Here is a 14,866-nt window from a genome sequence, read left to right as displayed (position 1 = left end):
ATCTCCGTGCCAAACGGGAAAGATCTTGCAAAAAAGACACTTAATACAAGACTCGGGATAATCGGTGGGATATCTATACTCGGAACAACAGGTATTGTAAAGCCCGTCTCCTCTGAGGCATGGACAGCAACCATCACAGCATCAATGGATGTAGCAAAGGCTATGGGTCATAAGGAGATAGTCCTTTCAGCAGGAAGGACGTCTGAAAAGGCACACATGAAAAAATATAATCTTCCCGAGGAATTATATGTGATAATGGGCGATTATCTGGAATTTTCGCTCTTTGAGGCAAAAAAACATGGATTTAGAAAAATTCATCTCTGTGCCCAGTGGGCAAAGATGCTCAAGATTGCAATGGCAACTCCTCAAATCCATGTGAGGCATGGTGCAATTGATATAAGAAAGACCATGGAATTCCTGAAGAAATTGGGGCAAGGGACAAGGGACAAGGGACAAGAATCATGGCTCATGGGTCAAGAATTCAACACAGCAAGGGGGATATTTGATTTTATTAATTCAGCCTTCAGCCTTCAGCCTTCAGCCTTTTTTTCAGGAGTCTGCACTGCTGCAAAAAGATATGCTGAAGGCATTACAGGTGGAATCCCTGTAACCATTCATCTTGTGTCATATGAAGGGAAAATAATATCAAATAGTTGATAAGACGACCGTATGTTAATATCAGAAAGTCTTTGATATAATATAATAAAAAATGTCTATAATTAACAAAATGGAATAACTAAGACGAAATGATTATTGAAGAAAAAGAACAATTTATAAGACAGAAGGCAAAAGAACATATCCCTGAAATCAATGAAAAGATTTCATGGTCATTACATGCTGTCAAAAAACTAAGAATTGAAAGACTTAGGAAAAAAGAGGTAGAGAATTCTTTAAAAGAGTGTATAATAATTGAAGATTATGTTATGGAAGATAGACCCCTTCCTGGCTGTCTGGCTCTTGGATTTATTGGTTCTATCCCTGTACATTCAGTGATAGCAATTGACATGGATTTTGACAGAATATTCGTAGTAACGGTCTATAGACCTTCACTTGAGAGGTGGGAAAATGATTGGAAAACAAGAAAAACATAGGGTTAAAAGGTGTCCTTTATGTGGGGGGGAAATGCATGATGGTATTACTGCAGCACCATTTTTTATTGGCGATAAAATTATCGTTATTAAAGATGTGCCTGCTGAGCTCTGTTCAGACTGTGGAGAATCGTATATGAAAAGCAGTGTAGTTGACAAGGTTGAAAACCTTCTAGACAGACTCGAAGACCTCCATTCTGAAATGTCAGTTGTTCACTACAAGAGTTCATCTTGAAGAAGCAAATTACAGCAGAGATCCATCTGTAAATGGTTACCGCCATAACTGGTTTCAAATGAATTAATAAGCATAAGTTAATGCTTAAGATGGCTTAAGTATTTATTATTATCAAGAATAATCTTAGAACTTTAGTCAACGATTAACTACAAAATGAATATTTTAATTAAGTCAATATGACTAAAATCCATGTCATAGGAATAGGCTACAGACCCCTTGATAAAAAGGCACGGGAGATTATTTATAAGTCTGGGGTTATCCTTGCATCCAACAGGCTCTTTGAGGTTTTTAAAGGGTATGAAGAATTTGAAACGGTTAAAGATAAGATCAGGGTGATAGATAATGTGGATAAGACAATCAGTTTCTTAAACTCAAAACTCAAAACTCAAAACTCAAAACTCAAAACTATCGTCCTTCTTGCCTCTGGAGATCCAATGTTCTTTGGCATTGGTAGAAGGATTATAGGCGAATTTGACAAAGATACGCTGGAGATGCTTCCTGATCTGTCAAGCATCCAGATAGCATTTTCAAGAATACAGGTGCCCTGGGATGATGCATTCTTCATGAGCCTTCATGGAGGTCCTGACCCTGCAAAAAGAAGAAGACTGGAATATGAAATTGAAGACATACCAATGCTTTTAGAAAAACATAATAAAATTGCTATCCTTACTGATAAGGTAAATAATCCCTCAGTTATAGCAAAAGAGGTCTTAAAGCCTTCAGCCTTCAGCCTTCAGCCTTCAGCTCTAAAGATGTATGTGTGCGAAAGACTCGGTTATCTTGATGAAAAAATAATAGAGGGAATACCTGAGGATATTGCACAGATGGAGTTTTCTGAACCGAATGTTGTTGTAATAGTACGAAAGTGCGGAAGTACTGAAGAACTGGAGGCTGAAATAAAAAAGTCTTTAACTTCCGAACTTCAGAACTTCAGAACTTCAGAACTAAGATTCGGACTTAAGGAAGATAAAATTGTACATTCGAAGGGACTTATAACAAAAGACGAAATAAGGGCTGTAACTATTCACAAACTAAGGCTCCCAGGAAATGGAATATTCTGGGACATTGGTGCTGGTGCTGGTTCTGTCTCAATTGAAGTAGCAAGGTTATGCCCAGGACTTAGGGTCTTTGCCATCGAGAAAGACGACGAGCAGATAGAGAATATCGCCAAAAACAAAAAGAGATTCAATATCGCCAATATCGAGATAATAAAAGGAGCGGCACCAGATACATTAAAAGACCTGTCAGCTCCACACAGAGTTTTCATAGGAGGCAGTGAAGGAAGACTTAAAGAAATAGTGAACTTTATCAGCAAAAAAATGACCTCTGGCATTATAGTGATAAATGCAACGACCCTCGAGACATTGAATGAAGCAATAATATGCCTTGAGGGCGCTCAATTTTCTGTTGATATTGCTGAGGTATCAATCTCAAAGACAAAAAATATCGGAAACAGGCGATATCTCAGTGCCTTAAATCCTGTTTTTATAATTGCTGGAGAAAGGGCTGTTCGATAACAAGAGGGGTTTTTAACAGTTGCGATAAGAGAATTTTTTAGAAATATGGTAACGGGCATTTTATATGTGGTTGGAATAGGTCCAGGCGATCCTGAATTAATAACGCTGAGGGCATTAAGGATATTGGAAAATACATCAGTTCTGTGCGTTCCGAAAGGGAAAGAGGAAGGAAGTAGCATTGCTCTTTCAATAATCAGGAAGATCGTGGATTTGAAAGATAAAGAAATAATAGAGATACACTTCCCGATGAGGAAGAAAAAAAGACAGAACATGAATAGTGCAGAAGTGCAGAAGTGCAGAAGTGCAGAAGTAAAAAACTTTCATAGAGTAACTTCCGAACTTCAGAACTTCAGAACTTCAGAACTTGTCTCTGATTGTGAGCTTGAGGAAAAATGGCAGTCTGCAGCAGAGTCCATTGCCGAGATACTGAAGGATGGCAGAAATGTTGTATTCCCAACAATAGGAGACCCTACACTTTACAGCACATTCTTTTATCTCTATGAGAGACTATTATCACTTCTCCCTAAGGTTGAAGTTATATTTGTCCCTGGAGTTTCATCAATAACCGCAGTTGCTGCCTCTGCAAAGATTCCTCTCTCTATGGCTGATGAAAGGATAGCTATACTACCAGCTACATACGAGGGGGACATCAAAGAGGTCATCAGTGGTTTCGATACAACAATCCTGATGAAGGTAAACAGGGTTTTTGGTAGGGTCTTAAGTATCCTTGAAGATCTTAATCTGACCAATAAGGCTATTTTCGTATCAAAGGCAGGGATGGAAGACGAAGAGGTATTTAAAAACATCAGGGATGTGCCCGTGGAAAAACTGAATTATTTCTCCACGATAATTATAAAGAAATGAGCAAAAAAGAGATAATCTATTTTATAGGCGCAGGACCAGGAAGTCCTGAACTTATAACCCTCAAGGGCAGAAAATTACTTGATAATGCAAATGTAATAGTCTATGCAGGAAGCCTCATAAATCCTGAACTCTTAAAGGGACTGGGGGCTGAACTCATTGACTCTTCAAGGCTTAATCTCGATGAGATTGTAGATATAATGGCACAGAGATACAGCGAAGGCAGGAGAATTGTAAGGCTCCACAGTGGTGACCCAACTATCTATGGAGCAATAAAAGAACAGATGGAGAGACTTGATAGAATGGGAATTCCTTATGAGATTGTCCCTGGTGTGAGTTCTGCCACAGCGGTGGCCGCATCGTTGAATATAGAGCTTACTTTACCTGAGGTATCACAGACAGTAATTATAACAAGGTATGGTAAAAGGACACCTGTCCCGGAAAAGGAGATGTTGAGAAAACTCGCCAAGCATAAAGCAACAATGCTTATATTTTTGAGTGTTGATCGCATCAATGAATTGGCGACTGAGCTTCTGTCGGGTTATCCTGAAGACACGCCGGTCGCAGTAGTCCAGAGAGCTACATGGCATGATGAGAAAATAATACGGGGGACACTTAAAGATATTGCCCAAAAGGTAAAGGATGCTAAAATTACGAGGACAGCTATTATTGTGATCGGGGATGTGCTAAAAGATGAGACCCTGAAGGCGGTCTCAAGGCTCTATGACAGGAAATTCACCCATGGATATAGAGAATAAATCTCAAATCTCAAATCGTTCGACTAAACCTTCGGCCCGAGCTCAGGTCGAGGACTCACGCCGAAGTCTCAAATCTCAAATTGTTGATTCAGAAGTTGCAATAATCTGCCTTACTAAAGGTGGTCTTGAACTAGCAATCCGTCTTAATACCTATATTCCGATGGCAAAGATATATCACTCCATAACTCTCAACTCTCAACTCTCAACTCTCAACTCTCTCAATGCCTTCTCCTCTCTGTCACAACTTATAAAAGAAATATGGCATAAATACCGTGCCTTAATCTTTATTATGGCAACGGGCATTGTCGTGAGGACAATCGCCCCATTTATAAAAGACAAGAGGACTGACCCTGCAGTTATCGTCCTTGATGAAAAAGGCAGATATGTAATAAGTCTTTTGAGTGGTCATGCTGGAGGAGCCAATGAACTTACAAGAAGGTTTGCACATTACGTTGGAGCAGAGGCAGTGATAACAACAGCATCGGATGTGCAGGGAAGGCTCTCACTTGACCTGTGGGCGATGGAGAAGAATCTCTTTATAGAAAACTGGGATAAGCTAAAGCAAATCAGTGCAAGAATTGTTAATGGTGAAAGGATAAAGGTTTATATAGAACAGAACATAGAGCACAGAACGGCTCGACTGAGCTCGCCGAAGTCACAGAACACAGAGGTAAACCTTCCTGATGGACTTATACCTGTTGATCGTATTGATAAAGCAGAGATTTTAATCACAAATAGAGTAGTCAAGTCTGTCCTGAGCTTTATCGAAGGAAAAAAGGCATTAATCCTGAGACCCAGAAACCTTGTGCTTGGCATCGGCTGCAATCGTGGGACAAAGAAAAACCAGATTGAAAATACAGTGAAAGAGGCATTCCGTAAGTATGGATTTTCTATGAATTCTATTAAGGGCATTGCAACGATTGATATTAAAAGAAATGAGCCAGGGCTTATGAGATTCGCAGACGCCTATGGGATGGAGATATATTTTTTCACAAGAGATGAATTGAATACGGTGAATGGTATTGAGGCATCTACAGCATCTTTAAAAGCCACAGGCGCTATAGGGATTGCTGAACCATCTGCCCTTCTCGGTGCTAAGCATGTAGTGAGCGGAGCAAAACTAACGGATAGGCTGGTAATACCAAAGATTAAAAAGGAGGACGTAACATTAGCAGTAGCAGAGGCAGACTTTTCATTATAGGAATCGGACCGGGTGGACATGGTCATCTTACACCTTCAGCGAGGATGGCAATTGAATGTGCAGATGTTATCATAGGATATGAGACATACCTCAACATTATAACACCATTGCTCGAAGGCAAAGAGGTTATTTCCTCAGGGATGATGCAGGAGATTGAAAGATGCAGTCAGGCAATCGAGATGGCATCTGAAGGTAGAGTTGTAGCACTGGTGAGTGGTGGTGATCCTGGAATCTATGGAATGGCAGGGCTGGTGTTTGAAATATTAAGTGCTGAAGAAGGGAAGAGCATAAGCTCTGAAGAAAAAGATAAAAACTTTAGACCCCAGACTTCAGAACTTCAGAACTTCAGAACTTCAGAACTTTTTGTTGAGGTCATCCCCGGCATAGCTGCCCTGAATGCTGCTGCCTCAAGGCTTGGAGCGCCACTTATGCATGATTTTGCGTCTATAAGCCTGAGTGATCTCCTTACCCCATGGGATGTAATAGTAAAGAGGCTTGAGGCATCTGCTGCATCAAACTTTGTCATAGTACTGTATAACCCAAAGAGCAAAAAAAGGACAGAGCAAATAAAGATTGCGCATGAGATTATCTCTAAGTATAGAAACCCAGAGACTCCTGTCGGCATAGTGAGGCATGCAACAAAACCTGAGGAAGAGATTGTTATAACAACCCTGGGGCAGATGCTTAAGCATAAAATAGACATGCAGAGTATAATAATAATCGGCAATTCTCAGACATTTATCTGGAAAAACTGGATGGTGACACCGAGGGGATATGGAAATAAATTCAAGATTGCAGGATGAAGGATTATTAATAGCAAACAAAGATTTTGCAACTTTTTATAGACTTAAATCTGTTATAATTTAACAGGAGGTGAGCGATTTGGAAATTGCTCCAAGAATTACGATTGACGAAAAAGTCAGGTTTGGCAAACCTGTAATAAAAGGAACCCGCGTCCCTGTAGATTTGATTATTGGCAAATTGGCTGGCAGGATGACTTACGATGAAGTCATGTCTGAGTATGACCTCACAAAAGAAGATATTTTAGCTACACTGGATTATGCTGCAAAACACCTATCAGATGAAGAGGTTAGGGCTGTAATTTAGAGTGCTCAAAATTTCTCTCGTACTCTCACCTTCCAAAAATCCAACCACTGAAGTATTTGCTGGACAGTTTCATCCCATTCAGCAGGGGTTAGTAAAACAATATTTACCTGTTTAAGTCGTTTGATACCATCAGCCCATGGATGAGGCTTTAGCATGATAGTGCCAAGAACTGGTTTTCCACACTGCATAGCTTCTATTACTGCATCTTTGAAAGAGGATGAAAAAAGTTCCATCCTTCCAATTTCGTCGATGATTATTAATTCGTTTTTTTGAATAGCCTGACGAATGACAGGAACAACTATTTGCTCGAGGGCCTCTAAGTTAACACCATATTTACCCACTTTATATGGTCCTGAGATATTCACATGCGCCAGAATACCATCTTTTCCATTTAAGGTAACGATTTTAAATCCCTGTCTCTGATTGTTTACCCTTATTTCCTCAGTATAAAATCCACCTGCATTTAGTTTTGTCTCTGAAAGGATTCTCTTTATAAGGATAGTTTTACCACTCCCTGGTTTGCCTGTAAGCAGACAGACACATCTATTTTTATCAAAGACCTCTTTTCCCATAAATTGAAGTAGAGTTTATACTAAAGATTTTTTATCATCCTGTCAGAAGCATTTCCCTCAAATCCATAGCATTCATTATAGCCTTATTCCCCTGACAGTTATTAAACATCCCATAGATTATCCTTGCAATAGCAGAGAGTCTCTTTATCTTCTCTGCCCATTCCTTTAGTTCCTCCCTGCGGGAGTAGTATCTCAGTCTATCTTCAGGGGTATTTACACCCTTTGGATAGAATCCACTCCTTAGAAGCGTTGGATCCGTCCATGAGCATGTGCCGAGATGGATGTTCATTTCTTAGAAATTATACAGCATTCACCATTTTTCTTGACATAATGTCATTATGTCATTATAATATGAAATATTATGACAAAATATATTGAACGAGATATCGCTACTACAGTATTGGGGGCATTAAAAGAGATGCCAGTGGTTGTTATTACTGGCATGAGACAAACAGGTAAAAGCACTTTTTTGCAAATGCAGTCAGAACTTAGGAATAGACGATATATTACCTTTGACGACTTTGCACATCTTGAGGCTGCAAAAGAGAATCCAGAGGGAGTTGTAGATACTGCAACTCCCATTACAATTGACGAGGCACAGAAATGCCCTGAAATACTCACCGCAATAAAAAGAATCGTTGATAGGAAGAGAGTTCCTGGTCGTTTTCTTTTGTCGGGTTCTGCTAATTTTGCAATTCTGAAGGGCATCTCAGAGAGTCTTGCGGGTCGTGCAGTATATTTTACCTTACACCCTTTTACTCGACGGGAAATTTCCGGTAATACTTCAGAAAAACCATTTTTGCAAAAATTTTTAGAAACACAACAAATTCCAAGGTTCAAATCTATAAATCCTATAAAACCAGAAGACATCCTGCAAGGTGGTATGCCATCTGTTTGTCTAAAAGAAATAAAAAATAGAGATATCTGGTTTAAGGGGTTTGAGCAGACCTATCTTGAAAGGGATATAAGAGAATTAAGTCAGATTGGAAACATCATCTCATTCAGACATCTTTTACATCTAACTACCCTGAGAACAGGTCAACTTTTAAGCCCAAGTCAAATAGGTAGAGATGCAAAGTTGAATGTAGCAACAACCTCAAGGTATCTTTCTCTTCTTGAGGCATCTTTTATCATATACCGTTTAAGTCCATATCTCAAAAATCAGACAAGCAGGCTTATCAAATCTCCAAAGGTTTATTTAAGTGATTCTGGCATTGCTTGCTATCTTGCCGGGATTGGAAGCCTTGAGTCAGAACTCCTTAAGGGGACAACGTTTGAAACATATGTTGCTCAGAATCTCTCTGGGATAATTGATTCCAGATGGAATGATGCACGGCTTTACTTCTGGCATGTTCAAGGCAGGTATGAAGTTGACTTCATAATAGAAGCAGGCAATAGATGTCTTGCGATAGAGGTAAAGGCAGGAGTGAGATGGGAAGAAAGGGATATTTCTGGACTCAGGACATTTCTTTCAACAACACCACATTGTGTTGCCGCCATTCTTGCATATAATGGAACCGAGCCCGTCAGGCTTGGTGAAAGAATATGGGCGATACCATTAAGTATAGTCCTTTCATAACTAAAAAGGGTAGGTAACAAATGGAAGTCAAATGTCCTGTATGTGATAAATTGACGGAATGGGGGGATAATCCTTACCATCCTTTCTGTTCTGAAAGATGTAAACTCATAGACCTCGGTGCATGGGTAGAGGAATCATACAGGATTGAGGGAGAAAAGGGAAGTAAGAAAGACAACTGACTTTTGAATTTCATACTTGAACATAGCACCCTCCTGTGATAAGATTTCCTCGAATATATCACCAATAGGCGCCTTTTCATAACATAAACGTTATGTGCCATTACAAATGAGGTAACATCATGATTAATTCGAAAGAGGCAATAAGAAAAGAACTTGGTAATTTGCTGAAACAAGGTGTTTCTTTTATAGAAACACGCAGGACGTTATCTAGTAGAATAAATCAGGAGGAAAGAACATGCGAAGTGTTTCAAAGGAAATCTTCTTGAATGCCTTCGCGTGCCCTACATTGGGATGGTTGTTGAGGTCTGGGAGAGTCGCTAAGACAGAACTAACCTTGGGCGAGAAATTTCGGATAGAGCAGGGAATTGAGATTGGAAGGAGAGCAAGAGAACTCTATCCTGATGGCTTATTAATACATGATATGGATATAATGTCTGCTTCAAAGAAGACGAAAAGTATGATGAATGATCCAAATGTTTCGACAATCTTTGAAGGCACTTTCCTTATCGATGGTTTTGTGGCTAGAGCAGATATATTAAAGAGAAAAGGTAAGAGTTGGTGGCTTATCGAAGTAAAATCCAGTGTGAATGATAAAGAGGAATTTATAGATGACATGGCGTATACGTCTATGGTTATTGACCGCTGCGGTTTTAATATCTCTAATGTCTCGCTACTATTGGTATCCAAAGATTTTCGGTTAGGAATGGAAAACAAAAAACTTTTCGTGGAAATAGATCATACGGGGGAAGTTCTGATCCAAGTTGAGGAATTCAAACCTTTTTGGCAGCAAATCGAGGAAATAACTAGAGCACAGATAAAGCCAGAGCCCCAACTTCTATTTGAATGCCGCAAATGCGAGATTTTCAAGGAATGTATAGGGAAAGATATTGAAAACCATATCTTTAACATTCCACGATTAACCCAATCTAAATTCGATGAATTAACAGAACGGGGTATTGCTTGTATTGAGGATATCCCTGACGGATTCCGATTGACTGAAAACCAAGTTATAGTGAGGGATTGTGTACAAACAAAGAAGCCATTCGTTGGCTATGAACTTAAGAGTGTTTTAAAATCCATTCGATGGCCTGCCTATTATTTGGATTTTGAAACTGTTACGACAGCTATACCATTATATCGCGACATTGCGCCTTATACTCAAATCCCAACACAATACTCTATACATAAGTGTTCTAAACCTGGTCATATCATCGACCATAAAGAGTATTTAGCTGATCCAAACAAGGATTGCAGAAGAGAACTTACCGAGAAATTAATCAGTGATCTCAAAGGAGAAGGTAGTATCATTATTTACTCGAATTTTGAAAAGGCTGTTATTAACAGCCTAGGGAAATTATACGCTGACCTTTTGCAGAAGCTAAATTCCTTGATAGATTGGATGATAGATCTTGAAGCAATCATTAGAAAGAATTATTATCACCCAGGGTTTCATGGAGGTACGTCAATAAAGAATACACTTCCTGTGTTAGTCCCAGATATGTCATATGATGACTTGGAAATCGCAGATGGTGATTCGGCTATGGCAGCTTTCGCTTATTTGGCACTTGGTAAATATAATGAGGCAAGAGAAATTGAATCTACAAAAAGGGGTCTTTTAGAGTATTGCAAACAAGATACACTAGCTATGGTTAGGTTGCACAAACAATTAGTCGAATATGTATGAACACATTGCATATAACATCCCTTGAGCGCCACCGTGTCAAGTCTACGACCATAAGGGGAAAATAATTCTTAGGGGATCTAAGCCACCAGTGCAATTATTACATCTATATGAGCCGTAGGCAATCGGAGGTCACTAATATTTAGCTCCTTTTTTCTTGCAATCGTATATTTTATATGGTATGTTATAACCAATAAGTGAAGGCCATTCTAATCCAGTATGAAAAACTTGAGTATACAGATGGTTCTATTCTGGAGGTTAAACTCTGGCTTGTGCCAAAGTTAAAGGATAAACCTCATGGTTATAAATATTCGCTATCATTTATTCAAGAAGGCATAAGGGTAATAGGTTATGATAATGCAGAAGGCAAAGGAGATCATAGACATATAAGAGGTAAAGAGTCCCCTTATAAGTTTAAGAACATTGAACGCTTAGTGAGAGATTTTCTAAACGATGTTGAAAAAATAAAGAGAGGTGAAATATGAAGGTAAGAAACATAAAAATAGGGATTGCAACAACGAAGGAGATTCTTGATAGGTTTATCGAGAATGTGAAGATTATTGGGGATGGAGGAACACCTAAAAAGAGTTTTGGGGTTTACTTTGAGAATCTTGAGGCTATGAGAAAGGTATTAACTCCTAACAGGCTTGCCATTCTCAAGGTTGTTAAAGAAAAAGAACCTTCATCTCTGTATGAACTTGCAAAGATGCTTAAGAGGGATACCAAAAATGTAAGCGATGATGTTGCCCTTTTGGCTCAGAGTGGGTTTATCAAACTCAAAAAAACCAAAGAAGACAGGATGAGAGTAATCCCTAAAGTAGACTATGATAAGATCGTGTTTGAAATAGCAGTGTAGTCATCAGATTGGATGAGAGAAAGCAGGAGGTTATAAATAAGCAAGTTAAGGAGAGATAAGGAGAGATTTCGATATGGAAAGGAATGATCAGCAGACACAAGGTAAAATAGATTATGATACATCAATAATACGAACCCAGATTCGGATTGAGGATCTCCAGATGAGAGGGTAGGAGATGTCTTCAGCAAGATTAAAAGACATCAGAAAGGGGTTACTCACTTTGCATACTCTGGAACTAATGGCAATCAACATCTATAAGTTTCAGATTACTAAAAAGGTGTGTGAACTCAATCGGCAGTTAATCGCTGCTATGTGCAATGAGATGACACATCTCCAGGATTTTCAGGTCAAACTTTTTGAATACGGTTGGAAACCGAATAAACTCAGATGGATGTATTGGGTTATCGGTTTTACATTTGGTTTCTTTTTGCGACTTATAGGGAAAAAGGCAATTCTCAAGACTGGTATCTGGGTGGAGACAAAAGCCGTCAACCACTACGCTGAACTTCTCCGGACAATAGATTGGGATGAAGATACCCGTAAGGTAATTGAAAAGAATCAATCCGATGAATATGGGCCTGTTAACCGATGGAAAAAGTTTCTCCAGTCAAGCAAAGAAGAAAATTTATAAAGACGTTATCATTGAGCGTCCTTTTGTTCTACACCTCTTCGGCAGAGGCTGAAAAGATTACTGCAAGGATAATAGAATATGGTAGATATAAGATTGAGGTCACAGAAGGAGTTACAGCACCAGCTAAGGATAGAAAGACAATAAATGTTATAAAGAGTATTAGACTGATAGAACAAACAGATAGAATCCCATGCAAGATTGGGGAATATTTTGGATTTTTCTATGCACTAAATAATCTTCCAGTAGGCAAGAGGATTCTATTAAGATTTATAATATTACATCCTCCTATGATAAGCCCGGACAGAGGAATGATCACCAGCAGGGAATATACGATTCCCTTTAAGGCAGACAGTAAAAAGGCAGTATCATATAGAGGAACCAAACTCAGATATGACTGGCAGCTCGTTCCAGGAAAATGGACATTTCAGATATATTATAAGGATAAAAAGTTATTAGAGAAGAACTTTCATGTAGAAAAGTTCAAGGCTGAAGTTACTACTTTGGTGGCATCAGCAGTAAGAGAAGGTGGGAAGACAGTGCGTATGAGTAAGTTGATACCCTATGAGATATATGGATGGAGGGCACAGAATGAAGGTGTAATTTATAACAGAGAGACCATCTTTGATTACATGAATGGGGCAGGTGAAATCTATCTTGCATATAATTTTCAGGAGTTGTTGGTGCGCCGTTTTGTAAAAGTAGGTCAACCTGACATTATCGTTGAATTGTTCAATATGGGTATCACAGAGGATGCCTTCGGTGTCTTCACCTATGGGCAGGGTCGCGATGATAGAGAAAGAGGTATAGGACAGGGTTCGGAATACAGTGGTGGATTGTTGTGTTTCTGGAAAGGTAATTTCTTTGTTTGCATCCTGACAAAACGAGAGACCCCATCAGCAAAAAAGGCAGTGCTGGATCTGGGCATGGCAATCGCAAATACAATTACAGTAACAGGTTCAAGACCAAAGATTGTCGGGTATCTCTTAGAAGAAGGTCTGATAGAGAAAAGTCTTCGTTACTTCCACAGGCATACTTCCCTGAACTATCATTATTATATTACAGACCAGAACATTCTTAATCTTAATGAACATACAGAGGCCGTGCTTGCCAGATACCAGCAAGCCGAAGGCAGAAGTTATCTCCTTTTAATTAGATACCCGAGCCGACAACAGGCAGAGAGAGCACTTAAAAGTTTCTTAAATGCTTACATGCCAGAGGCAAAGCAAACAGGGGTGGCGCAGATGGAGAATGGCAAATGGACCTCAGCAAAAGTAGAGAAAGAGTTTGTAATTATTGTCTTCGATACTCTTACCAAAGCTCAGGCAGAAGATAGGATATCAGAAGTTAGAAATAAACTAATGGGCAAACACCCATGAAAAGATCTGAGAAATCTATTACACGTCGTGACTTCATTCGCGGAACTACCTACGCTACACTGGCAACAGCAATGGGCTTAAATTTCGATAAGCCCAATGACAGTGAAGCTAAGGGTAGAGTCGAGCCAGTTAAAAGGACAAAGGTGGTTCTTATCCGGGATGCGGATGCAATGGATAAGAGGGGACGTATCAATGCTAAGGTGATTCAACATATGCTGGATAGGGCTGTAACTACATTGCTCGGGAAGGAAAGCCCTGTCGAGGCATGGAGACTTCTGGTGTCGCCCTCTGATATAGTTGGCATCAAAAGCAATGTATGGGGTCCACTTCCAACTCCTAAAGAGGTAGAACAGGCAATCAAAATGCGTATCATGAATGCAGGTGTGACAGAAAATAATATTGGCATTGATGACCGTGGGGTCTTAAGAAATCATATTTTTCTAAATGCAACCGCCCTTATTAATGTCCGTCCCTTCAGGACCCATCATTGGGCAGGTGTTGGTGGATGTATAAAGAATTACATTATGTTTGTTTCCTACCCACCATTCTATCATGGTGACTCCTGTGCGAACTTAGGTGCTATATGGAAATTGCCAATCGTAAGAAACAAGACAAGGCTGAATATTCTTGTTCTGTTGAAGCCACTCTTCCATGGAATTGGTCCACACCATTTTGACCCCAGATATACATGGGAGTATAAAGGCATTTTAGTAGGGACAGACCCAGTTGCATTAGATACGGTTGGCTTGCGTCTTTTTCAAGCCAAACGCCTCGCCTACTTTGGTGAATACACGCCTCTAAGTCCACCTGCCAAACATATTGCTATTGCCGATACAAAACACAAAATCGGCACAAGCGACCTAAAACAGATTGAACTCGTGAAACTGGGCTGGATGGAAGAAATATTGATATAATCACATACAACTATTTTCCTCAAACGCGAGTTTTCTATAAACCCTCCCTTTTCTAAAGACTTTTATCTCATACTTTTCATTAACCTCATTAGAGGCATCAATTGTCATGACAGGAAGACCAGAAACCTCAATGGAATTCATTAATTGAAGTATCTTTTACAAAATCTATGTGGAATAAAGGGGACGTCAGGCTGTCCCAAATGTTTTTTGATTTAACCCTATTTTCATAGTCAACGTGATAATTATTATCAAAAAGCCCCTATTTTGTAAGCAACATCAGTTTTTCACAGGTATAAGATATTAAAAAACCT

General features: G+C 39.4%; 19 protein-coding genes. 17 read left to right on the top strand and 2 right to left on the bottom strand.

Translation table 11 applies throughout. The annotated features are described in order from the left end of the window. The 9 genes from AB1488_00995 to AB1488_00955 form a co-directional block, all read left to right on the top strand. On the top strand, positions 1-657 hold a 657-nt coding region (locus AB1488_00995; protein ID MEW6408676.1), incomplete at its 5' end, for a cobalt-precorrin-5B (C(1))-methyltransferase. An 89-nt stretch (positions 658-746) separates the two neighbouring features. Then, a complete protein-coding gene (locus AB1488_00990) occupies positions 747-1,091 on the top strand; it encodes a DUF4258 domain-containing protein (GenBank protein MEW6408675.1) in 345 nt (114 codons plus the stop codon). Further along, entirely contained in the window at positions 1,066-1,323 is a 258-nt protein-coding gene (locus AB1488_00985) for a type II toxin-antitoxin system MqsA family antitoxin (GenBank protein ID MEW6408674.1), read from the top strand. Before AB1488_00990 ends, AB1488_00985 begins: the two co-directional genes overlap by 26 nt. A gap of 176 nt (positions 1,324-1,499) precedes the next feature. Continuing rightward, entirely contained in the window at positions 1,500-2,840 is a 1,341-nt protein-coding gene (gene cbiE / locus AB1488_00980) for a precorrin-6y C5,15-methyltransferase (decarboxylating) subunit CbiE (protein ID MEW6408673.1), read from the top strand. Positions 2,841-2,885: 45 nt separating this feature from the next. Continuing rightward, positions 2,886-3,704 carry a precorrin-2 C(20)-methyltransferase gene (gene cobI / locus AB1488_00975; GenBank protein ID MEW6408672.1) on the top strand — a complete coding sequence of 273 codons (819 nt, stop codon included), beginning with the start codon at positions 2,886-2,888 and terminating at the stop codon, positions 3,702-3,704. Next, the gene (gene cobM / locus AB1488_00970) at positions 3,701-4,459 is read left to right on the top strand and encodes a precorrin-4 C(11)-methyltransferase (GenBank protein ID MEW6408671.1); all 759 of its coding nucleotides are present in this window, start codon (positions 3,701-3,703) and stop codon (positions 4,457-4,459) included. The genes cobI and cobM overlap by 4 nt, the downstream gene beginning before the upstream one ends. Positions 4,460-4,619: 160 nt before the next feature. Continuing rightward, positions 4,620-5,660 (top strand): cobalt-precorrin 5A hydrolase, encoded by a 1,041-nt coding sequence (locus AB1488_00965; protein ID MEW6408670.1) that lies wholly within the window; start codon positions 4,620-4,622, stop codon positions 5,658-5,660. Positions 5,661-5,704: 44 nt separating this feature from the next. After that, positions 5,705-6,463 (top strand): precorrin-3B C(17)-methyltransferase, encoded by a 759-nt coding sequence (locus AB1488_00960; protein MEW6408669.1) that lies wholly within the window; start codon positions 5,705-5,707, stop codon positions 6,461-6,463. A gap of 79 nt (positions 6,464-6,542) precedes the next feature. After that, the gene (locus AB1488_00955; GenBank protein MEW6408668.1) at positions 6,543-6,767 is read left to right on the top strand and encodes a DUF433 domain-containing protein; all 225 of its coding nucleotides are present in this window, start codon (positions 6,543-6,545) and stop codon (positions 6,765-6,767) included. A 5-nt stretch (positions 6,768-6,772) separates the two neighbouring features. On the opposite strand, the gene AB1488_00950 is transcribed toward AB1488_00955, so the two are convergent. Together AB1488_00950 and AB1488_00945 are read right to left on the bottom strand one after the other, a co-directional pair. Beyond that, positions 6,773-7,339 carry an NTPase gene (locus AB1488_00950; protein MEW6408667.1) on the bottom strand — a complete coding sequence of 189 codons (567 nt, stop codon included), beginning with the start codon at positions 7,337-7,339 and terminating at the stop codon, positions 6,773-6,775. A 34-nt stretch (positions 7,340-7,373) separates the two neighbouring features. Then, on the bottom strand, positions 7,374-7,628 hold the full coding sequence (locus tag AB1488_00945; protein ID MEW6408666.1) for a DUF72 domain-containing protein: 255 nt from the start codon (positions 7,626-7,628) through the stop codon (positions 7,374-7,376). Between the two features lie 72 nt (positions 7,629-7,700). On the opposite strand from AB1488_00945, the gene AB1488_00940 reads away from it, so the two are divergent. The 8 genes from AB1488_00940 (at position 7,701) to AB1488_00905 (ending at position 14,555) form a co-directional block, all read left to right on the top strand. Beyond that, positions 7,701-8,918 (top strand): ATP-binding protein, encoded by a 1,218-nt coding sequence (locus tag AB1488_00940; GenBank protein MEW6408665.1) that lies wholly within the window; start codon positions 7,701-7,703, stop codon positions 8,916-8,918. Between the two features lie 20 nt (positions 8,919-8,938). Next, positions 8,939-9,097 carry a DNA gyrase inhibitor YacG gene (locus tag AB1488_00935; GenBank protein MEW6408664.1) on the top strand — a complete coding sequence of 53 codons (159 nt, stop codon included), beginning with the start codon at positions 8,939-8,941 and terminating at the stop codon, positions 9,095-9,097. Between the two features lie 235 nt (positions 9,098-9,332). Beyond that, complete coding sequence (locus tag AB1488_00930; protein ID MEW6408663.1) at positions 9,333-10,781, top strand: DUF2779 domain-containing protein; 1,449 nt, start codon at positions 9,333-9,335, stop codon at positions 10,779-10,781. A gap of 194 nt (positions 10,782-10,975) precedes the next feature. Further along, entirely contained in the window at positions 10,976-11,263 is a 288-nt protein-coding gene (locus AB1488_00925; GenBank protein ID MEW6408662.1) for a DUF6516 family protein, read from the top strand. After that, positions 11,260-11,634, top strand: coding sequence for a MarR family transcriptional regulator (locus AB1488_00920; GenBank protein ID MEW6408661.1), 375 nt, complete (start codon positions 11,260-11,262; stop codon positions 11,632-11,634). The genes AB1488_00925 and AB1488_00920 overlap by 4 nt, the downstream gene beginning before the upstream one ends. A 175-nt stretch (positions 11,635-11,809) precedes the next feature. Beyond that, positions 11,810-12,265, top strand: a complete 456-nt coding sequence (locus AB1488_00915; protein ID MEW6408660.1) for a demethoxyubiquinone hydroxylase family protein — start codon at positions 11,810-11,812, stop codon at positions 12,263-12,265. Continuing rightward, positions 12,223-13,641, top strand: a complete 1,419-nt coding sequence (locus AB1488_00910) for a DUF6599 family protein (GenBank protein MEW6408659.1) — start codon at positions 12,223-12,225, stop codon at positions 13,639-13,641. The genes AB1488_00915 and AB1488_00910 overlap by 43 nt, the downstream gene beginning before the upstream one ends. After that, a complete protein-coding gene (locus AB1488_00905; GenBank protein ID MEW6408658.1) occupies positions 13,638-14,555 on the top strand; it encodes a DUF362 domain-containing protein in 918 nt (305 codons plus the stop codon). The genes AB1488_00910 and AB1488_00905 overlap by 4 nt, the downstream gene beginning before the upstream one ends. Positions 14,556-14,866: the final 311 nt, after the last annotated feature.

It is taken from the genome of Nitrospirota bacterium, assembly GCA_040756155.1.
Lineage (GTDB): Bacteria > Nitrospirota > Thermodesulfovibrionia > JACRGW01 > JBFLZU01 > JBFLZU01.
This window is presented reverse-complemented; position numbering and strand designations above follow the sequence as displayed.